We start from the raw sequence: 20619 nt of genomic DNA, 5'->3' as shown, positions 1-20619 counted from the left end.
CATGGCCCACCGAGCCGATGAGGCGGATTTCCGCACCAAACTACAGGAATGGATTCCAAAACTCGTCCTGTCGCCCTCCATCGCGATGACCCTCGTTTTTGTTTACGGGTTTATTCTCTTTACGGCCTACTTGAGCTTCACTGGCTCCAAGATGTTGCCGAAATATGATTTGGTTGGCTTTGACAACTACGCCCGCCTTTGGGGGCTGTCGGCGTGGTGGACAGCTGTAGTGAACCTCGCGGTTTTTGCGACACTTTATATAGTTATTTGTACGGCCATTGGCCTCTTGCTTGCGATATTGCTTGATCAAAAGATCAGGGGCGAGGGCGTGCTGCGGCCGATCTATCTCTATCCCATGGCGCTGAGCTTTATTGTAACAGGAACGGCGTGGAAGTGGTTCCTTGATCCGGGGATCGGGCTTGAGAATACCATGCACCTATGGGGCTGGGAGAGTTTCGAATTCCGATGGATCAAGGATCGCGACATGGCGATCTATACCATCGTCATCGCGGCCGTCTGGCAGACCAGCGGCTTTGTTATGGCGATGTTCCTTGCGGGGCTTCGCGGTATCGACAACGAAATCCTCAAAGCCGCGCAGATTGATGGTGCGTCGAACTGGAGCCTTTATCGGCGCATCGTGATCCCGCTGTTGCGGCCAGCGTTCCTTTCGGCATTCGTTATCCTCGCGCACCTTGCGGTGAAATCATATGACCTTGTGATTGCCCTCACTGGTGGCGGTCCGGGACGCGCGACCGAACTTCCTGCGACGTTCATGTATTCGTACACCTTCACCCGCAACCAGATGGGGACCGGCGCGGCAAGTGCTGTAATCATGCTGATGACAATCGCCGCGATCATGATGCCCTACCTTTATGCTGAACTACGGGAGAAGAAGTGATGTCTGCCGCCACCCAAGATACCGCCGTCAGCACGGGCAAGATCACCCGCACGTTCATCTATCTTGTGCTGCTACTGTTCGCGCTATTCTATTTGCTTCCGTTTTTTGTGATGCTGGTAAACTCACTCAAACCACTGCCCGAAATCACGGGCGGCAATATGATGGCGCTCCCTAAGGAATGGACCATCGAACCGTGGCTGGCCGCATGGTCCACCGCACAAATCGGTGTAGAGCCGACGGGACTCAAACCCTATTTCATGAACTCCATCATGATGGTAGTTCCTGCGGTCGCAATCTCGACCGTTCTTGGGGCGCTGAACGGATATGTTCTGACGAAATGGCGCTTTCGCGGCGATACCATCCTCTTTGGGTTGATGCTGTTTTCATGCTTTATCCCGTTTCAGATCGTGCTTATTCCTATGGCGACGATCCTTGGAAAACTTGGCCTCGCAGGGTCCATTCCCGGGCTGGTTCTGGTGCATGTGGTCTATGGCGTTGGCTTCACCACGCTTTACTATCGCAACTACTACGCTTCTTTCCCGACAGAGCTGGTACAGGCCGCGATGGTCGACGGCGCGGGCTTCTTTCGCATTTTCTGGCGGATCATGTTGCCAGTTTCGGGCCCGATAACCGTTGTATCGGTCATCTGGCAGTTCACGAATATCTGGAACGATTTCCTGTTCGGCGCATCATTTGGCGGGACTTCCCAGCCAATGACTGTGGCGCTAAACAATCTCGTTCAATCCTCAACAGGCGTAAAGGAATACAACGTCCACTTTGCGGGCGCGATCCTTGCGGCACTTCCAACTCTCCTTGTTTACATCGTTGCTGGACGTTTCTTTGTCCGCGGTCTGATGGCAGGCTCCGTGAAAGGTTAATCCATGGGTTTCCTCAATATCTCCAACGTCACCAAAACCTACGACAAGGTCGAAGTCCTGCACAAAGTCGATATCAACGTTCAAGAGGGTGAGTTCCTTGTGCTTGTAGGACCGTCTGGTTGTGGGAAATCAACACTGCTCAATATGATTGCGGGGCTAGAGGACATCACAAGCGGCGAAGTGTCGATTAACGGCCGCGTCGTCAATGGCGTCCATCCGTCCAAGCGCAATATCGCGATGGTGTTCCAGAGTTACGCGCTTTATCCGAACATGACCGTCGGCCAGAACATGACGTTTGGCCTTGAGATGCACGGCGTACCCAAGCCCGAGCGCGAGAAAGCCCTCGCCGATGTTGCCAAACTTCTCCAGATTGACCACCTGCTTGATCGCAAGCCGGGGCAGCTTTCGGGCGGTCAGCGCCAGCGGGTTGCGATGGGCCGCGCGCTTGTACGGGATCCCGATGTGTTCCTGTTTGACGAGCCACTCTCAAACCTCGACGCAAAGCTACGCGTGGATATGCGCACCGAGATCAAAAAGCTTCATGAGCAACTCAAGACAACGATCGTCTATGTGACGCATGATCAGATCGAAGCACTGACCCTTTCGACACGCATCGCCGTAATGAACGAAGGATATGTTCAGCAACTCGGCACACCAAGCGAGATTTATAATACGCCTGCGAACCTGTTCGTGGCTACATTCATGGGTTCGCCAGCAATGAACGTCGTGCCCGCAACTGTGGTGATGCACGATGGTGCTCCGCACGCGAAGGTTTTAGATGCGGACGGCAACCCAACGCTGCTGCGCTTTAGTCAAACAAATCTCGCAGATTGGGACGGACGCGATATCTTGCTCGGCATCCGTCCCGAGGCGATCACCGATCCGGACGGTTCCGACCGCAAATCCTCAAACATCGTACCGCTCACTAATAGGATCACTGTTACCGAACCCGCGGGCTCGGATACGTTTGTGACCATGACCCTTGGTGGACGTGACGCGATTGCGCGGATGCGTGCGGACGTTACCGTACGCGCAGGGGACACATTTGAATTTGCGGTGAACATGGAGAAGGCCGTGGCCTTCGATCCGGAAACTGAACTGCGAATTGAATAGCAGAAGGCCCCGAATGATCGGGGCCTTCTCTGTATTGTCAGGTGTTTTGGATTTCGCTCACGAGCCCTTTGTAGATCGCAAAGCACATCCCAAGAAGCACGACGGTAAATAACAGCCCCGTCGAAATCACCATTGATTGCAGCGATGCAAGCCCGCCACCAAGCAATAGAGCAATCGCAACTGCGCCCTCGAATACACACCAGAAGACACGCTGCGGCATGGGCGCGTCAACCTTGCCGCCTGCTGTGATGGTATCGATCACAAGGCTGCCGGAGTCCGACGAAGTCACAAAGAACACGATCACCAGAACAATGCCGATAAACGACGTAAGCGATGCAAGCGGAAGCGGATCGAGCATCTTGAACAATTGCAACTCAAGCGCGGCCTCTTGTGCGACGGTGTACCCTTCGGCAACGACCTGATGAATAGCGGTCCCACCAAAAATCGACATCCAAAGGACACAGACCATGCTCGGAATGAGCAGCACACAGATCACGAATTCTCGAACCGTACGACCACGACTTACGCGCGCAATAAACATGCCCACGAAAGGTGACCAAGAAATCCACCACGCCCAGTAGAACGCAGTCCATCCTTGGCTAAAGTTGGTGTCTTCGCGGCCAAACGGCATTGAGAGCGGAATAAGCCGTTGACCATAAGCGACAAGGTTATCCCAGAAGAACGTGATCAAGAACAGCGTTGGTCCCGTTATCAACACAAAGATCGCCAGCAATGCAGCGAGGCCCATGTTGATCTCGGAGAGCACTTTGACGCCCCCATCCAATCCGCGAACAACCGAAATAAGCGCAACTGCAGTGATGCCGGTAATCAACAAGACCTGCGAGGTCGTGCTAACAGGTAGGCCAAACAATTCATTAAGACCCGCGTTCGCTTGCGTCGCGCCCAAGCCAAGTGAAGTAGCAAGACCAAAGAGCGTCGCAAAAACCGAAATGATATCGATGATATGACCCCACCATCCCCAGACACGTTCACCAAGGATCGGGTAGAATGCGGAACGGATGGTGAGCGGAAGCCCTTTGTTATAGCTGAACAGAGCCAAGGCCAGCGCAACCATCGCATAAATCGCCCAAGGGTGTAGACCCCAGTGAAAAATCGTCGCCGCCATACCCAGACGGATTGCGGCCTCTTGATCGCCTTCTGCACCACTAAGCGGAGCCCAATCTGTACGTGCACCCCCCTCGCCCACAGCTGTTCCGCCGAAGGATGTCGAGAAATGCGTCATAGGTTCAGACACACCATAGAACATCAAACCAATGCCCATACCCGCCGCGAATAGCATCGCGAACCAGCCGATATAGCTATAGTCTGGCGTTGCCTCGGCGCCACCCAATCGGACCTTTCCAAGTGGTGTCACAATGAGCAAGAGCGCAAAAATCACAACGATGTTCGCAGCCCCAAGGAAGAACCAGTCAAACGTCTTGGTTGAGAAAGAGAACATCTGGGAGAAGATCGACGCAGCCTGCTCTGGCAAAGCGAGCGTATAAAAAACAAACGCAACAACTGCTGCGCCTGAGACAAGGAATACCGGATTGTGAATGTCGAGTCCGAAGGGGCCGATATGGGCCTCAAGATTATCCTGACCGATTTCATATTCGGTTTCGATGATATCCGATGGACCTTCCGGTTCGGGGATACCCTGGTTCGTAGGGACTTCCGTCATAGTATACTCCTTGCAGTGAGTTTTGGTGGTCGGCCGCAAAAACCGCGCCGAAACACATATCCTTCCCGATAACTTCCCAGTTTCGGCGGCGATAACATACCGCCGTAAACTTTGTTGCTATTGCGCCGCGCGGTTTCAAATACTCTGCACGACGTTCTGTTCGATAGGCAGGTTTCCAAAAAAACCATGCATTTAGTCAAACATAGAACGGAACTCAAAGTAAACGAATTAGAATTAAGGCGCATTCTATGTCGAAAACGACACCGCGCCGCCCAACGCTAGCTTTCCTCTGCCTTGACTGGTGGGTGGGTTCGGTGAATTTCGCCCATATCCAGAACCGGCGATGCATCCATCGCAGACGCATTCAGCATCGCCGCCACGCGCTCTAGCGCAGAAACAATCATCGCCTGCTCCCAGTCGGCGAGTGCCTCGAATTCCTTAACGTATTTCTGCTGAAGCGGATCAGGCGCCCCCTCAACAGCTTTGCGGCCCTTCTCGGTCAGGATGATATTGGTCTGACGGCGGTCAACGTCAGAGCGTTGACGCTCGATCATTTCCTTGGCCGCAAGCCGATCTAGCAGCGTCGAGATCGTCGCCGGGCTTACACCCATCTGAAGGGATATCTTTTTCGGGGTGGTGCTGCCGTGGCCCAATACGATCTGAAGTAATCGGATTTGCACGGGCGTTAGCCCCGCAGTCTGGGCAAGTGTGCGGCCATAAAGCTCTGTTGCGCGCAGGATTCGGCGCAGAGCGATAAGTGAGGTGTCAGTTCTGTCCAATTCCGCTCCTACGGCAAGTATTGCGCTAGATTACTGAGAAAGGATGACCTTCGCAAGAGGTTAAGATAGTTAGCATAACTAATATACGAACTAAATAACTTTCAAGATTCTCGCAGATTTTCATGTAATAATCCGATAACTAACTGTAATTTATGGAATTAAACAAACTCAAATATAATTCCCTAGCCTAATTGATTTTTTCGATAAACTTCGTATATCTAAGTACCTAATAGAAGCAGCAACCGAGGTATCCAGTGGTCGACATCCATCAGATCAAGTCACGTCGCAACGACGTTAAGTTCCGCAAGCCAGACGCCGAGGACGGCGCGGCCATCTGGGAATTGATCGGTTCTTGCAAGCCCCTCGACGAGAACTCGATGTATTGCAATTTGATCCAGTGCGATCATTTTCGCGACACATGCATCCTTGCTGAACTCGACGGCCAGCCCGTCGGTTGGATCTCGGGCTATGTGTTGCCCCGCGATTCCGAGTCCTTCTTTGTATGGCAGGTCGCCGTATCCGAAAAAGCGCGCGGCCTTGGGCTTGCTAAACGTATGCTAGAGAGCCTGCTCGCACGTGAAGAGTGTCAAGACGTGACGCGGATGCAAACCACGATCACCAAAGACAACGACGCAAGCTGGGCGCTCTTTCGCAGCTTTGCAGACGCACAGGACGCCGAGCTTGACCACGAAGCGCACTTTGAAAGCGACACCCATTTTCAAGGCGAGCATGACACCGAGCATATGGTGACAATCAGCTTGCCAGAGTCTCGTGAATTGGAGGCGGTGGCCTAAGCGCCGCGCCCACTCCGGACTTACAATCAATCCAAAAGGAAAATGACATGACGACTGAGATCTCAGCCGATACGACGATATTTGAAACACGTGAATCACAAGTGCGCAGCTATTGCCGCTCCTACGATACCGTTTTCACCAAAGCTAAGGGCTCGACCCTGCATGACGCACGCGGCAACACCTATACCGACTTCTTGTCGGGCTGTTCTTCGCTGAACTATGGCCACAACGACCCTGATATGAAAGCCGCGTTGATCGAACACATCACCAACGATGGCATTGCCCACGCGCTGGATATGTATACCGCCCCCAAGGCGGAATTCCTCAAGACATTCGAGCGTCTGGTTCTTGAGCCACGGGGAATGGATCACAAGGTCATGATGACAGGCCCAACGGGCGCCAATGCGGTTGAAGCGGCAATCAAACTTGCCCGCAAGGTCACTGGCCGTACCAATGTGGTTGCCTTTACCAACGGGTTTCACGGCATGACGCTTGGCGCGCTGTCGCTTACGGGTAATGCTGGCAAGCGCAACGGCGCGGGTGTTCCGCTCAATGGAGTTACGCACCTTCCGTTTGAAGGATCGCTTGGTGACGACGTTGATACGCTCGAAATGATCGAGACAATTCTTTGCAACAGCTCAAGCGGCGTTGACGCGCCCGCTGCGTTTATTCTTGAGCTGGTTCAAGGAGAAGGTGGCCTGAACGCCGCGTCGCGCCAATGGGTTGAAGGCATCGCACGTTTGGCCAAGAAAGTCGGCGCTAAGCTGATCGTTGACGACATTCAAGCGGGCATTGGCCGCACGGGGAGCTTCTTTAGCTTTGACGGAATGGATGTTGAGCCGGACATGATCACCATGGCGAAATCGCTTTCTGGCTTTGGCCTTCCGTTCGCGCTGACCTTGATCCGTCCTGAACTGGATATTTGGAAACCAGCCGAACACAACGGCACTTTCCGCGGCAACACCCATGCGTTTGTTACTGCGAAGGTCGCACTTGAGAAGTTCTGGTCTGACGATTCATTCGAATCCGAAATCGCCGAGAAATCCGAGGTTCTCAAGGGTCGCCTGCAACGTATCGCTGACATGAAAGACGATACGCGCCTCAAAGGTCGCGGAATGATGCAAGGCGTTGACGTAGGAAGCGGTGAACTTGCCGGAGAAATCTGTGCAGAAGCCTTCACGCGCGGCCTTATCGTCGAGACATCGGGCGCTGACGACGAAATCGTTAAAGTGCTTGCGCCCCTCACCACCCCGATGGACCAATTCGAAGACGGATTGGACATCCTTGTTGATGCGGCACGTGCCTGCATCGAGAACAAATTCGAAACTAAAATTGCTGCGGAGTAATACCCATGATCGTTCGTGACCTAAATGACCTAAAAAACACAGACAAAGCCGTGAGCGATGCAAAATGGACTTCTGTCCGTATGCTCTTGGCAGATGACAACATGGGTTTCTCTTTCCACATCACAACACTCGAAGCGGGTTCGGAGCATACGTTCCATTACAAGAACCACTACGAGAGTGTGTTCTGCATGTCGGGCAAGGGATCCATCACCGATCTCGCCACAGGTGAAACCCATGAAATCCGCCCAGGCGTTATGTATGCGCTCGACCAACACGACAAGCACACGCTTCGCTCTGAAGAAGAGCTTGTGATGGCCTGCTGCTTTAACCCGCCAGTGACTGGCAACGAAGTTCACCGCGAAGACGGCTCTTATGCCGCTGCTGCGGAATAACTCGGAAACACCAGTCATCCGCATTACTCGTAATCAAACGAAAAAGGCGTCCCCAAAGTTATGGGGACGAACACCATGACATCAAACGCACATACCGTTGAGAAAATCGGTGGCACGTCGATGAGCCGCTCGAATGAGCTATTACGTTCCTTGTTTCTCAAGGAAGGTGAAGATCCGTACAATCGTATCTTCGTTGTTTCGGCATACGGAGGCATCACCGACCTACTGCTTGAAAACAAGAAAACTGGCGAGCCGGGTGTTTACGCGCGGTTTTCGACTGCTAGCAATGATCTGGAATGGTCGGAAGCGCTGAACAACGTGATGACGGCAATGAACGAGGCGCACCGCAAGGTTCTGGATGCTTCGGCCGATATTCGCGAGGCGGACGACTTTGTTCGCGAACGGATCGAGGGCGCGCGCTCTTGTCTGATCGACCTTCAGCGCCTCTGTTCATACGGCCATTTTCGTCTGAGCCAACACATGGGTATCATCCGTGAGCTGCTCTCCGGTCTGGGCGAAAGCCACTCGGCCTATGTCACCACGCTTCTTTTGCGTCGTGCAGGTGCGAATGCGCGCTTTGTTGACCTGAGCGGCTGGCGCGACGAGCGCGAAGTCACACTCGAAGAGCGTTTTGAGCAAGGTATGCGTGACGTCGATGTAACGTGCGAGCTTCCAATCGTGACCGGCTATGCGCAATGCACAGAGGGACTTATGTCGCTCTATGATCGCGGCTACTCCGAGGTAACCTTTAGCCGCATCGCCGCCCAAACTGGCGCGTCGGAGGCGATTATCCACAAGGAATTCCACCTGTCCTCTGCCGACCCCAAACTTGTCGGCCTCGAGAATGTGCGCAAACTCGGCCACACAAACTATGACGTGGCCGATCAGCTTTCGAACATGGGGATGGAGGCCATTCACCCCTCTGCGGCCAAGACGCTTCGTCAGTCAAATATTCCCCTGCGAGTGACCAACGCGTTCGAACCAGCAGACCCCGGCACGCTGATCGACGACGCACCCGCAGACGAGTCTCAGGTAGAGATCGTCACGGCACTTGATGTTGTCGCGCTCGAAGTGTTTGAGCAGGACATGGTTGGCGTAAAAGGATACGACGCGACCATCCTTCAGTCCCTGACTCGTCATCGGGTGAGTATTGTTGCGAAATCTTCGAACGCGAATGCGATTACCCACTATGTGGATGCGCCGCTCAAACGCGTTCGTCGGGTCGAAAACGATATCACGTCTGAATACGCGACAGCCTCGGTCACCGCGCGCGGCCTCTCGGTTGTAGCGGTCATCGGACGTGACCTGACCGGCCTAAAAGCACTCGGCCGCGGCCTCGCCGCCTTAGACGAAGAGGGCATCGCCCCAATCGCTGTGCAACAAGGCCCACGCAATGTCGACATCCAATTCGTCACAACCCGCGAAGACGCCGACGCCGCCGTAAGAGCCCTTCACAAAGCTCTCATCGGCGAAGAAATGTCGGAGAAAAACGGCAAACCACGTTTGGTGGCATAAGAACAGAACATCCCCAGCGGACGAAGGTTCGCTGGGGACGTTTCGATAATACATCGCATAACGCTTCATATTTTTAGCGCGCGCTCCCCAACCTATTCTCAGTAAATTCAATACGTGCACCGGTCACATAATTCTTGGTCACCGTGCGAACGACCGCATTGAATGACATTCGTAAACTAGCTACGCTTTTCGAATAAATGATATGTCGCCGCGTTTAGGGCAAAGGATTTCCATGACTGAAGCCGAACAAAGAAAACGAACAGCAAAAATCCAGGAAATTCGAAACGCTGCCCTCGATTATTTGGATGGCAATTCATCTGATTTTCGCGTGCACGCATATGTCAAGAAACTGGAAGCGTTCCGATCGCGCCCGGCTACTGGTGAATGGCTAGAGGCCGTTGTCTTAGTGCAAATCACCAAGAGAATTAAGCCGACGCGGACCTTAGGTATGATGAACCATCTATCTAAGCTACGCACCAGACAGGGAAACCAGCAGGCGTTCACTGAGTTCTCGAACATGGTCAACGCCTATTTAAGCCCCTTTCGCGTTACGGCACACGGATACAAAGAGGACTACTTTTCGGATGCCAATAACGACATAGCCCTAGATAGTATCGGCGACTTGGTTCAACGTTTTAGGGCCATCGGCTATGAAGTGATATTGAACTCGGGGACGCTGCTTGGTGTCGTTCGGGACGGGCGCTTGATCGAGCATGATGATGATGTTGATCTCGCCGTACTGTTAAGGTCGAAGAATCGAACCGACGCCGCCCGTGAGTGGGTCGCCCTTCTTAGTGAGCTAGAGCGCCTCAATCTTTTGGGCGACACTGACTCTGGCCAGAATGAAATCTACAAACTTCGGCGCATAGGTGAGTTTGAAGTGGACCTTTTCCCGTGCTGGATCGAAGATGAAAAAGTCTACATCTATCCTCACACCCATGGGGAAATCGGCGTGAGCAGCCTCGTTCCGACGCAGGCATGCTCAACAACCGGGCATCCTATTCCAGCGGACCCAAGATCATTCCTTACGCAAAACTACGGCGCTAACTGGAGCACTCCTGATCCATACTTCATTTTTCCATGGCGCAAACAAAAACGCCTGTTTCAAAAATTCATCGATGACGTTCAATCGTTCGTAGATGAAGAGAATGCGCTGGAGAACGCGCAATCGACGAACGATTAAGGCAGTTCCCACTAGGCAATCATAGGGCCTTGATTAGCGACAACAGGCGCTCTGCATTATGGATCATTGATATTTTCTGATCCTCATGAAGAGCGTGAATTACCCCCCTGACGTCCGTCGTGGAAATGCTCGGGGTTCTCGGAAGATACGTAACAACGCATCCCGTTTCGTCAGCCAAGAAGTCGAACTGGCCCGCCCAATCGTCACCAATCGCAAAAATTTGGACGTCATTGCTTTGGACGTCGCGAACCTTCTGGTCCCAGCTTTCTTCGGGCAGTACCTCGTCAACGTATCGGCATGATTTTAGAATCTCAGCGCGATCCTCATAGCTAAAGACCGCTTTCTTGCCTTTGTTCAGATTGAACTCATCGGTTGAGCATCCGACAATCAAACGATCTCCGAGCGCGCGGCAGCGACGCAGAAGGTGCACGTGGCCCGCATGGAATAGATCGAACGTTCCGTATGTAATTACAGTTTTCATTACTAGTTATATCTCTGGATATTGGGAATGCAGGGCGGAGGTGTTCAGATTATTTTTAGCGCAACCTGCATGTTTGAAAAGGCAATATAGCTGTACTCAATGTTGTGCTCGGCGCAGACCTCTTGCCAGGCCTTGAACTCCCCATTTCGCCAGTTCGGGTAACCATAGTATTCGTCAAAGACGATCACGCTTCCCGCGACGAAGCGCTTGGCAAGCGCCTTAAGAACAAACCTAGAGCTCTCGTAAGTGTCGCAATCGATATGGCACAGCCTGATATTCTCGCTGTTCGTATCCAAGAAAGCAGGAAGCGTTGAATCGAACCACCCCTTATGCAGCACAACGTTATCATGCACTTTTGGCAGCTTGCCCCCGAGATCAAACGTCCCCTCGGGCAGATGATACCCAGTCCAATCTTCGGCCAACCCCTCAAAGCTGTCAAAGCCGTGTATTTTATGTGGGGCAAATAGCTTGGCAAAATGATTGATCGACTTACCCTTATAGACCCCAAACTCAAGGTTCAGACCATCTTGAAGATGCGCCGATTTAGCCGCGTAAGTCCAAACTGATTGGGAACTTTCAAAAAGCATTGCCGAACTCAGATGCTCTTGAACATAGTCCGAAGATTCCAAGATCGATCGTTCCCGCAAAATTTGATAAACGCTTAGCTTATAGGGCACCTTACCCAACAATCTTGCGAGTTGACGATCGTTCATCTCTATCTCCGAATTAGATACTTGATTACAGCCCGCTCACAACGCACCACTAGTTAGTTAGCGCAGAAAGCAGAACGTTAATCAATCTGAGCGGCGCCTCTTAAGTGGTCCAAATCTGAAGTTAGTGCAAGTTTGGCCTTTGGTCCATTTGAATGATGGCTTCCGGAGCTAGTGTGAGCCTCCCCCTTTGAAGTGGTCCGCCCCTCTAGTTAGGAAAAGGAGGACCATAGATGGCCATCAAGAGAACCAAGCCAGACGAGATAGTCGTGAAATTACGGCAGGTTGAAGCACTGATGGGGCAAGGCATGCCCCGAATTGACGCAATCAGACAGATCAGTGTGACTGAACAAACCTATTACCGCTGGAAGAAGAATGGAGCCTTTGTTGCGCCATTGGTCCGAGCGACAATGGCGACGGGCGGAATGGGCACAGAACAACTCAAGGAACTGAAGCGGCTCCAGAAAGAGAATGAGGCCTTCGCCGCGCAGTCTCGGACCTGACATTGGACAAGTTGATCTTGAAGGAGTCCGCATCGGGAAACTTCTGAGCCCTTCGCGCCATCGTGCTTGTATTGATCTTATACGTGGCCAGATGAAGGTTTCTGAGCGCCGCGTATGTCGCGTCTTGGGCCAGCATCGATCCACACAACGTCGGCTACTACGAGGCCGTGCTGACGAAGAACGCTTGATCGCAGATATGATCGAGCTGACACGCCAGTACGGCCGATATGGCTACTGGCGTGTTGCGGCTTTGCTGAGAGACGCTGGCGGGCAAGTAAATGACAAACGAGTTGAAAGATTGTGGCGACGCGAAGGGCTCAAAGTTCCAGTGAAACAACCTAAGAAAGGACGGCTTGGATGAATGACGGGGCTTGTGTCCGACACCGGCCGGAGTATCGCAACCATGTCCTCCTCTCGGGCATACAAACGTGCCCTGCCGGGCAAAGGGATCATACGACTTTGTGCATCATCGGACCGAGAATGGGCGGGCTTTCAGAACACTGAACATCCTGAACGAGTACAGCAGGGAATGTTTGGCGATCCGTGTGAGGCGAAGGTTGAACTCGACTGAGGTCATTGATGCATTGACCGACTTGTTCATCTAGCGTGGGGTGCCAACCTATATCAGATCGGAGTTGCCCAATGGACGACAGCCCTGAATTCATCGTAGAGGCGCTCTGAGATTGGATCAATGCCGTTGGTGCGACGACCGCCTATATCGAGCCAGGATCCCCCTGGGAAAATGTATACTGTGAAAGCTTCAACGGGCGTATGTGTGATGAATCGCTCAATGGCGAGATATTCTACTTACTACGCGAAGCCCAGATCATCATCGAACGCTGGAGAAAACACTACAACACCAAACGACCACACAGTGCCTTGGGCTATCGCCCGCCTGCGCCGGAGGCCATCATTCAGATGGACCAAAGGCCAGTCATGCACTAACTTTCAAATTGGACCACTCAAGTGGGGCTGCTCAATCTTAGTCAGCGACAAACTCAATCAAAACTTTTGATAAACGGTACGTTTCTGAAGATATCCTTCGACTCCGTATATGCCGTCTTCACCACCGACGCCGCTAAGTTTGTGACCATTGTGATAGCCCTGAATATAGCCGACAATGCCGGAGTTCAGGAAAATCGTACCTGTTTCCAATCGTTGGATTGCGTCCATATAGATGGAAGGATTCTGTGTCCAAAGGTATGCCGAGAGACCGTCAGGGCGACTGTTCGCAATGTTGAGCGCTTCTTCATAGTTTTTCACTCGCACAATGGGAAGGACAGGCCCAAAAATCTCTTCGCGGACTGCCGCCGTGTCATGCGTGGCATTGACCAAGACTGTTGGCTCGTACCAGTTACCGCTCTCATATTCTTTGCCCTTCGGGCGCTTACCGCCTGCAGCGATCTCTGCGCCGCTGGCAACGGAATCCGCGACTATCTTCTCTATTCTAGCAAGCGCATCTGGGGTTGTGATCGGGCCCATCCCTCCGTTCTCCATTGGGTCGCCCACGCGAATTTTCTCTACATGCTCGAGTAGCTTCTCAGTAAAGGCTTCTGCCACTGAATCTTCTACCAACACAGCCTCAGAACAAATACATACCTGACCCGCGTTCGCGAAACGTGCGATTGCGCATGCCTCGGCGGCGGCTTCGATATCTGCGTCTTTAAGCACAATAAATGGTGCGCTGCCGCCGAGTTCCAAGGATAGAGCCGTGATATTCTTGGCTGAGGCTTGTGCGACTGCCTGCCCCGCTCTTATGGATCCGGTGAGCGTTATCAGGCGAACTGTGGGGCTCTCTACGAGCGGCACACCGACTTCTGAGCCCGTTCCTGTAACCATATTGATTACGCCTGCGGGAAGTCCTGTTTCCTCGACAATTCGACAGAACACGGATGCAGTGACTGGTGTTGCCTCATGGGGCTTAATGATCATCGTGTTTCCCGTAACCAGCGCTGGTCCGGCTTTGCGGCCTATCAAAGCAAGCGGATAGTTGTAGGCGCATAATCCCAACGTAACGCCATAAGGTACTTTGTAAATAAATAACTGCTCTCGCGGACTATCTGAAGGGAAGATGTCTCCACGCAATCTACGTGCTGCTTCGGCGGAGTAAGTCAGATAACGAATGGTATCCGTTACCTCACCTGCGGCCTCAGCGCGTGTTTTGCCTTGTTCCTTAACCAGAAGTTCCTCAAGGAGATTACGTTCACGCTCGACACCTTTTGCGATCTTGTAGATATACGCTGCGCGCTCGACTGGAGGTAAGGCCGCCCACTCCTTTTGAGCACGCGCGGAACTCTCGATCGCGCGCGAAACTTCTGCGCCAGTGCACGCCGGAACTTCAGCCCAAACTTCACCGGTTGCAGGGTTTTGTACTTCGATACGGTTACCGTTTTCCGCCTCAACCCATTCGTTGTCGATGAAACACTTATAAAACATTCTCACTCTCCTCTTCATTTCGCCTTCCAAAGAGCGAAACAGCGTTTGCGTTTTTCAGGCGTTAGCACCCAGAACAATTATTTTGCCAAAAGCTTTGCCGCTTGACATAAGCTCTAGCGCGTCAGCAACCCTTTCCAGAGGGAATGTCCCTGCGGTCAGTGCGTCAAAATCAATTGCTCCCGCTTCGATCAACTGAACGGATTCCTCAAATTCCTGATTGAACTGAAACGAGCCGATCACCTCTATTTCTTTCAACATAATCAAGTGAAGCATCACTTCGGCTTCCCTCAATTGGATATTACTCAAGATGGAGACACGTCCTTTTTGACGTACTGCCTTCAGTGCAGTGTTAAAGGCTGCGGTTGCTCCACTTGCTTCCACGACAACGTCGAATTGTTTCTCCAGATCTGCCTCGTGGAATGTACCTCCGACCAGACCGGAGCTGGCACCAGCCCTTAGCGCGACCTCAACCGCCTCGGATCGTACGTCAAGCGCAGTCACGTTAGCCCCACGCGCAGCGGCACCCGCGATAGCGAGCAACCCCATTGGACCGCATCCCGTCACCAAGACGTTTTGCCCCTTGGATACACCACCCTTATTCAACGAATGTAGTGCGCAAGCGAGCGGCTCAGCAAAGGTTAGGTGTCGCGGGTTGATACTGTCGGAAACCGGGTGACAACAGCGCACTGGATGAACAATCATCGAGCGAAAGAACCCGTCCAAATGCGGGACAGTTGTTGCTGAACCCGGGAACTTCTTCGCGGTACACAAGTTCTCCTCTCCGCGTTTACATGCCTCGCAAACCTGACAGTTCATGATCGGATTTAGTGCTACAAGTTGCCCCTTTTCCAGGTCGGTCCCATTCGGATCAACCACACGCGCACAAGCCTCGTGGCCCAATGTGACTGGATTCTGAAGCTCAAAGCCCGCATTTGAGAAATGTGAATAGTAGTGCAAATCGGTGCCGCACAAACTGGCTACTGCCAGCTCCAAAAGCACGTACTCAGAAGGTAGGTCGCCATTCGATTGCTCTTGAACAGTAATCGCGCGCGCCGCTGTTAGCTTGGTTTCAATATTTGACATGCTGTGTCCTCAGAATCCGATGGCGTAGCCGCCGTCAACAGGCAGGTTCACACCGTTGACATATCCAGCCTGCGCTGACGCCAGATAAAAGATCGCGTCTGAAACGTTTTCAGGAGTACCAAAGCTATGACTGGGAATGCGGCCTTCGATTTTCTCGCGGCGCGCGGGATCTTTAGCGAGGATTGCCCGCGTCATATCAGTTTCGATGAAGCCGGGACTAACTGCGTTACATCGTATACCGAACTGCGCCGCGTCAACCGCCACCGAACGGGTCAGTCCGACAACTGCTGTTTTTGCGGTCACGTAAGCCGCTGCAGATGGGAGCGCCATAATGCCTCCCATTGAGGCCACATTAACGATCGCACCGCCAACCTCGCGCTGGAGCTGAACATAGCGCCCGCAAGCGGCAAACATCGCACGCACGTTAATATTCAGCACTTTGTCTAACTCATCCGGCGAAATGTCCCACACAGGTTTCTTCAGATGGACACCAGCGTTATTCACAAGTGCGTCGACTTTGCCAGTCTTGGCATGAATTTCCGCGAGCCATTCTGCTTTTCTATCCTCCGCAATATCGCGTTCTACAAAATAGGCCCCGCCGTCTAGGGTTTGAAAATCGGCGCGACTGCGCGCAACGACATAGACTTCATACCCTGCTTTCAGAAATCGCCGAGACTGACTCAGGCCGAGGCCTTTATTGCCTCCGGTAATAATTGCGACGGACATTGTTAGGCCCTTTCAAGATGATGACGATAAAGTTTGTTAACTTGCCGCAAGAAGTCTTCGGATGGGATATTCTTACGGAAGAAGTTAGGCATGATCTCACAAATGTGGTCTACGAAGCCGAGGAACCAGACATCTCGCGGACGTGTCCACGCATTATCGATCGTTTGAAAACCTCCGCCAAAGAACCCAACCGCGTCCGACCCTTCTGACTTATCAATCCACGTTTTGCGATGTGCAGGCTGTCCGTTGTTCTCAAAATAAACACCAGATTGCACTGTCTGAGATGTAATCCACTGCGCAAACTCGACAGCCTTGGATGGAAGTTCTGTCCTTGCCGAAACACCAATACCAGCCCCTCCAAGAATTGCCCTTGGGAGATTGAAGCCCTTGCAAAGTGGGAGATCAAAATACCTGATTCGATTTGCGCGGAACCCCTCGCGCGCGTAGTTGACATATCCAAACAGGCATGGCGAACAAGCGAACTCGTCATTTTCGGCCAAAATTTCAAGAACCTTAATTGGATTCATGTCAACTTGCTCATCTGGTCCGAGAACATAAAGGCGACGCAGAACATCTAGCGCATACATACCGTTATCGCTCGATACAAATTCGGAGGGATTGTGCGGCATAATTTCACCCCCTCGCCCCGCGACAATAGTCATAAACGTATCGAACGCATCTACAGGTAGTAGTGGTGTAAGTAAGCGAAAATCCTTAGCACCATCGTCTCCTAAATCGTCCCAGTATGCGGGGCGAGGCGTCTGCATGTCGGGGCGGAAAGCGGCCATTTGGCATGCGGCATCCACAGCATAGGCCCAGCACTGATCGTTCCAGACATAACTCTCTGCAGAACCGCCTAAAGAGGCCTCCGAATCGGTCGGCACAGGAAGCGGCAATAGAGCGCCAGTCGCCGCGACTTGTCCAACATGCGGGTGATCGAGAACGATGAAATCATATCGTTCCGCCAAATCGGTAATGGGTTCGTCTGCAAATGCCTGAAGTGAGCGCTTGTCCCAAGAAATGTCTAAGCCAGTACGCGCCGCATATTCTTTAGATGCTGCAACGACCGGATCGAATCCGCGCGGGTGATCCCAAGTAACGCCCTTAAGTTCCATCTTTCTGCCTCTCGCTAATCTGCACAAACACTGCCACTCCATTCCACACCTTTGCAAGTATAAAAATTACTTTCAAATCTGCAAATCAAATGCTACGGTCACCTTGTCCATCCGCAACAGCGATGATCGCTGCGTCGAACGAAGGGCACATACGAATAGGAGGAGAATATGTCGTTAAGGTTCGGTCACGCTGGCCACCTAGTCATAGCAGCAGCATTTGCAATGCCCCCGACACTAGCAAACGCTGCAGATTACACGTTCCGGTTGGCGCATGTGACATCCGATCAAGAGCCGCTTCAGGTTGCGATGGAAGAATTCGTCAAAAACGTCGAAGAACGCACAGACGGCCGTGTAGACATTCAAATTTTTCCAAACGCACAGCTCGGCTCAAATCCGGAAGTTTTTGAACAAGTCCGTGCCGGAGCGCCAATCATCACCATTTCGGACCCTGGTTACTTGAGCGATTTCGTTGCCGACTTTGGCGTACTGGGTGGGCCATACCTGATGGAAGATCCACGCGATTTCCAAAAAATCGTGGAAAGTGATCTCTATATTGGCCTTAAAAACGAGCTACGTTCTCAATCTGATATCGAGTTATTATCGCTAAATTGGCTCTTTGGATCACGCCACATGCTATCGGACAAGGAAATCAGCTCCCCTGAGGATACCGCTGGAATGACTTTCCGTACGCCGCCGAACATCATGTGGGTAGAAACCTTCACCGCGATGGGCGCTCGTCCAACACAGGTAGCTTGGGGAGAAGTATATTCCGCTCTTTCAGCAGGAGTAGTTGACGGTGCCGAAGCTCCGCTCCCTTCGATCTACGGTGCAAAGCTCTACGAAGCCAAAAAGGTCATCTCACTGACGGGACACTTTAAGGGGTTCACTGGCCTTATGATGAACTCAGAAATCTTCGCAGGTTTACCCGAAGACATTCAGTCCATTATCAACGAAGAAGCGGTCAATACTGGCGCGTTCATGACAGATTTAATGCTGAATAGCGAAGAAGACTGGATATCAAAACTCGAAGCAGAGGGCGTAATCTTTAATCGTGACGTCGACGTGGCTGCTTTCCAAGAAGCCACTGCTGAGGTCTACACAAAGTTCCCGGAATGGTCCGAAGGGCTCTACGAAGAGGTGCGTGCAATTCTAGATAATTAGGATTCAGGTGGTGATCCGTGCGACTAGGCGCACGGATCAAAAAGGGAAGGCGACGCATGCAAAAGATCGGGCAATGGGTACGGAGAGCGGAGAACCTAGTTTCATTTACCGCACTAGCGCTTCTCACTGGATGTGTTCTGTGGGGTGTATTAACGCGCTATGTCACGGAGCGTCCAGCTGTTTGGACTACAGAGTTTGCAGGTATTCTGTTCACTTGGGTTGTATTCATCGGTGCAATGACTGCAATGCGTGAAGGGCGCCATATTCGAGTTATGTTGTTGGTCGACACGACACCTGAAAGAGCTCAGAAAATGATCCTGAAAGTCGGCGATCTGATGGTCACAGCCTTCCTCATTTACGCTACTTATCTAAGCTTCGTGATGATGCAAAAGGGAGCAACCCGCCCTTCTCCGGTTCTCAATATACCGTTCTCATATGTCTATCTTGCTACTACGATTAGTTTCGCGGGGATGGCGACTACGTCGAGCCTGCAACTCCTTGGTATTCTTAGCCAGTCAACCATGACATCAGAGCAGGACACGATTTGACTATTGCACCGCTCATAATTCTCTTACTTGGAATCTTCATTGGTATCCCAGTTGCGTTTGCAATTGGGATGTCTGCACTCTCCTTCTTTTTGATATCTAACGCGATGCCGCCTGAAATATTCATTCAACGGATGGTTGCCGTGACACATTCGTTTCCGCTCTTGGCGATCCCATTGTTCGTTATGACTGGCGTCGTAATGAACTATGCCGGCATCACCTCAAGGATGATGAATTTTGCTGAGGCAATGACGGGCCACTGGAAAGGCGGCTTGGCGCAGGTCAACGTCTTACTTTCGACATTACTGGGCGGTGTATCAGGATCGGCGAATGCAGATGCGGCAATGCAATCGAAAGTGCTCGTTCCGGAAATGACGCATCGCGGCTATGATCCTGCATTCTCTACAGCTCTAACAGCATCGTCCTCGATTATATCAGTAATTATCCCACCAGGAATCGGCCTTATTCTCTATGGATTTATGGGCGACGTCTCGATAGGTAGACTTTTTCTTGCAGGTATTGTTCCGGGCGTGATGATTTGCGCGGCAATGATGATCGCGGTGGCTGTTCAATCTCGTCGCTTGAAACTTCGCCCCGCATTTGATGCTCCGATGCCTTGGCCCAACCGTGCAAGCGCGTTAAGGGGGGCATTCTTGGCGCTATTGGTGCCGATTGGTATCGTACTTGGTATACGTCTTGGATATTTTACGCCCACTGAAGCGGGTGGAATGGCGGTGCTATTTGCGATCATTGTTGGCATTGTTCAAAGAGAACTAAGACTTTCTCACATCCGGCCCATTCTTGAACAAACCATGCAGGCAACTGCTGTGATACTGTTTGTGATATGTGCTGCGAATGCCTTTGGGTTTTATATGACGTGGGAGCGTATCCCAGCGATGGTCGCGCAAACAATGCTTACACTGACCAAGAACCCCTATCTGCTTCTGCTCTTAATTAATTTTCTATTGATCCTTGCGGGCATGTTTATCGAGGGTTCTGCCGCTTTGATCTTACTTACTCCGATCCTCGCACCGGTGGTAACGCAGGTGGGTGTTGATCCGGTGCATTTTGGTATTGTGATGGTACTCAATCTGACGATTGCAGGTGTCACACCTCCACTTGGAACCCTTATGTTCACCACATGCTCAATCACGGGTGTACCGATCTCTAAATTTATCAAAGCATCTGTTCCATTCTACATTGTACTGTTCGGTATGCTCTTGCTTCTGACATTTGTTCCGCAGATTTCTCTGTGGCTCCCTAACCTACAATTCGATTGA

At 52.0% G+C, this 20619-nt stretch carries 19 protein-coding genes and 1 pseudogene; 12 read left to right on the top strand and 8 right to left on the bottom strand.

Annotation, left to right across the window (positions count from 1 at the left end):
• Position 1: 1 nt before the first annotated feature.
• From ACFE33_RS02005 to ACFE33_RS01995, 3 genes are read left to right on the top strand one after another with little or no spacing between them, the layout of a single operon-like run.
• Entirely contained in the window at positions 2-898 is an 897-nt protein-coding gene (locus ACFE33_RS02005; protein WP_380056205.1) for a carbohydrate ABC transporter permease, read from the top strand.
• Positions 898-1776: a carbohydrate ABC transporter permease gene (locus ACFE33_RS02000; protein ID WP_380056203.1), complete on the top strand. Its 879-nt coding sequence runs from the start codon at positions 898-900 to the stop codon at positions 1774-1776. Before ACFE33_RS02005 ends, ACFE33_RS02000 begins: the two co-directional genes overlap by 1 nt.
• A 3-nt stretch (positions 1777-1779) precedes the next feature.
• Positions 1780-2889: an ABC transporter ATP-binding protein gene (locus ACFE33_RS01995; protein ID WP_380056200.1), complete on the top strand. Its 1110-nt coding sequence runs from the start codon at positions 1780-1782 to the stop codon at positions 2887-2889.
• A gap of 37 nt (positions 2890-2926) precedes the next feature.
• On the opposite strand, the gene ACFE33_RS01990 is transcribed toward ACFE33_RS01995, so the two are convergent.
• Both ACFE33_RS01990 and ACFE33_RS01985 read right to left on the bottom strand, forming a co-directional pair.
• Positions 2927-4570, bottom strand: coding sequence for a BCCT family transporter (locus tag ACFE33_RS01990; RefSeq protein ID WP_380056197.1), 1644 nt, complete (start codon positions 4568-4570; stop codon positions 2927-2929).
• Between the two features lie 278 nt (positions 4571-4848).
• On the bottom strand, positions 4849-5349 hold the full coding sequence (locus ACFE33_RS01985) for a MarR family winged helix-turn-helix transcriptional regulator (RefSeq protein WP_380056195.1): 501 nt from the start codon (positions 5347-5349) through the stop codon (positions 4849-4851).
• Positions 5350-5612: 263 nt separating this feature from the next.
• On the opposite strand from ACFE33_RS01985, the gene ectA reads away from it, so the two are divergent.
• From ectA to ACFE33_RS01960, 5 genes are all read left to right on the top strand, one after another.
• Complete coding sequence (gene ectA / locus ACFE33_RS01980; RefSeq protein ID WP_380058631.1) at positions 5613-6143, top strand: diaminobutyrate acetyltransferase; 531 nt, start codon at positions 5613-5615, stop codon at positions 6141-6143.
• 47 nt (positions 6144-6190) lie between these two features.
• Complete coding sequence (ectB, locus tag ACFE33_RS01975) at positions 6191-7489, top strand: diaminobutyrate--2-oxoglutarate transaminase (RefSeq protein WP_380056192.1); 1299 nt, start codon at positions 6191-6193, stop codon at positions 7487-7489.
• A 5-nt stretch (positions 7490-7494) separates the two neighbouring features.
• Positions 7495-7881: an ectoine synthase gene (locus tag ACFE33_RS01970; protein ID WP_380056189.1), complete on the top strand. Its 387-nt coding sequence runs from the start codon at positions 7495-7497 to the stop codon at positions 7879-7881.
• 75 nt (positions 7882-7956) lie between these two features.
• Positions 7957-9396, top strand: a complete 1440-nt coding sequence (locus ACFE33_RS01965) for an aspartate kinase (RefSeq protein WP_380056186.1) — start codon at positions 7957-7959, stop codon at positions 9394-9396.
• Between the two features lie 232 nt (positions 9397-9628).
• Positions 9629-10579 (top strand): hypothetical protein, encoded by a 951-nt coding sequence (locus ACFE33_RS01960; protein ID WP_380056184.1) that lies wholly within the window; start codon positions 9629-9631, stop codon positions 10577-10579.
• A gap of 19 nt (positions 10580-10598) precedes the next feature.
• On the opposite strand, the gene tagD is transcribed toward ACFE33_RS01960, so the two are convergent.
• Together tagD and ACFE33_RS01950 are read right to left on the bottom strand one after the other, a co-directional pair.
• Positions 10599-11060, bottom strand: a complete 462-nt coding sequence (gene tagD, locus ACFE33_RS01955) for a glycerol-3-phosphate cytidylyltransferase (RefSeq protein WP_380056181.1) — start codon at positions 11058-11060, stop codon at positions 10599-10601.
• A gap of 44 nt (positions 11061-11104) precedes the next feature.
• The gene (locus ACFE33_RS01950; protein WP_380056178.1) at positions 11105-11773 is read right to left on the bottom strand and encodes a class I SAM-dependent methyltransferase; all 669 of its coding nucleotides are present in this window, start codon (positions 11771-11773) and stop codon (positions 11105-11107) included.
• A 230-nt stretch (positions 11774-12003) separates the two neighbouring features.
• Between ACFE33_RS01950 and ACFE33_RS01945 the strand changes: the two are divergent.
• Positions 12004-13218 (top strand): annotated as a pseudogene (locus ACFE33_RS01945) (IS3 family transposase).
• Between the two features lie 57 nt (positions 13219-13275).
• Here ACFE33_RS01945 and ACFE33_RS01940 read toward each other — a convergent pair.
• From ACFE33_RS01940 to ACFE33_RS01925, 4 genes are read right to left on the bottom strand one after another with little or no spacing between them, the layout of a single operon-like run.
• Entirely contained in the window at positions 13276-14709 is a 1434-nt protein-coding gene (locus tag ACFE33_RS01940) for an aldehyde dehydrogenase family protein (RefSeq protein ID WP_380056175.1), read from the bottom strand.
• A gap of 54 nt (positions 14710-14763) precedes the next feature.
• Positions 14764-15792, bottom strand: a complete 1029-nt coding sequence (locus ACFE33_RS01935; protein WP_380056172.1) for an alcohol dehydrogenase catalytic domain-containing protein — start codon at positions 15790-15792, stop codon at positions 14764-14766.
• 9 nt (positions 15793-15801) lie between these two features.
• A complete protein-coding gene (locus ACFE33_RS01930) occupies positions 15802-16518 on the bottom strand; it encodes an SDR family NAD(P)-dependent oxidoreductase (protein WP_380056169.1) in 717 nt (238 codons plus the stop codon).
• Between the two features lie 2 nt (positions 16519-16520).
• Positions 16521-17633: a hypothetical protein gene (locus ACFE33_RS01925; RefSeq protein WP_380056166.1), complete on the bottom strand. Its 1113-nt coding sequence runs from the start codon at positions 17631-17633 to the stop codon at positions 16521-16523.
• A gap of 168 nt (positions 17634-17801) precedes the next feature.
• On the opposite strand from ACFE33_RS01925, the gene ACFE33_RS01920 reads away from it, so the two are divergent.
• From ACFE33_RS01920 to ACFE33_RS01910, 3 genes are read left to right on the top strand one after another with little or no spacing between them, the layout of a single operon-like run.
• Entirely contained in the window at positions 17802-18794 is a 993-nt protein-coding gene (locus tag ACFE33_RS01920) for a C4-dicarboxylate TRAP transporter substrate-binding protein (protein WP_380056163.1), read from the top strand.
• Between the two features lie 56 nt (positions 18795-18850).
• The gene (locus ACFE33_RS01915) at positions 18851-19342 is read left to right on the top strand and encodes a TRAP transporter small permease (RefSeq protein ID WP_380056161.1); all 492 of its coding nucleotides are present in this window, start codon (positions 18851-18853) and stop codon (positions 19340-19342) included.
• Complete coding sequence (locus ACFE33_RS01910) at positions 19339-20619, top strand: TRAP transporter large permease (protein WP_380056158.1); 1281 nt, start codon at positions 19339-19341, stop codon at positions 20617-20619. Before ACFE33_RS01915 ends, ACFE33_RS01910 begins: the two co-directional genes overlap by 4 nt.

It is taken from the genome of Falsihalocynthiibacter sp. SS001 (assembly GCF_042445055.1).
Lineage (GTDB): Bacteria > Pseudomonadota > Alphaproteobacteria > Rhodobacterales > Rhodobacteraceae > Falsihalocynthiibacter.
The sequence above is the reverse complement of the archived record's forward strand: the minus strand, read 5'-3'. Positions and strand labels throughout refer to the sequence as shown.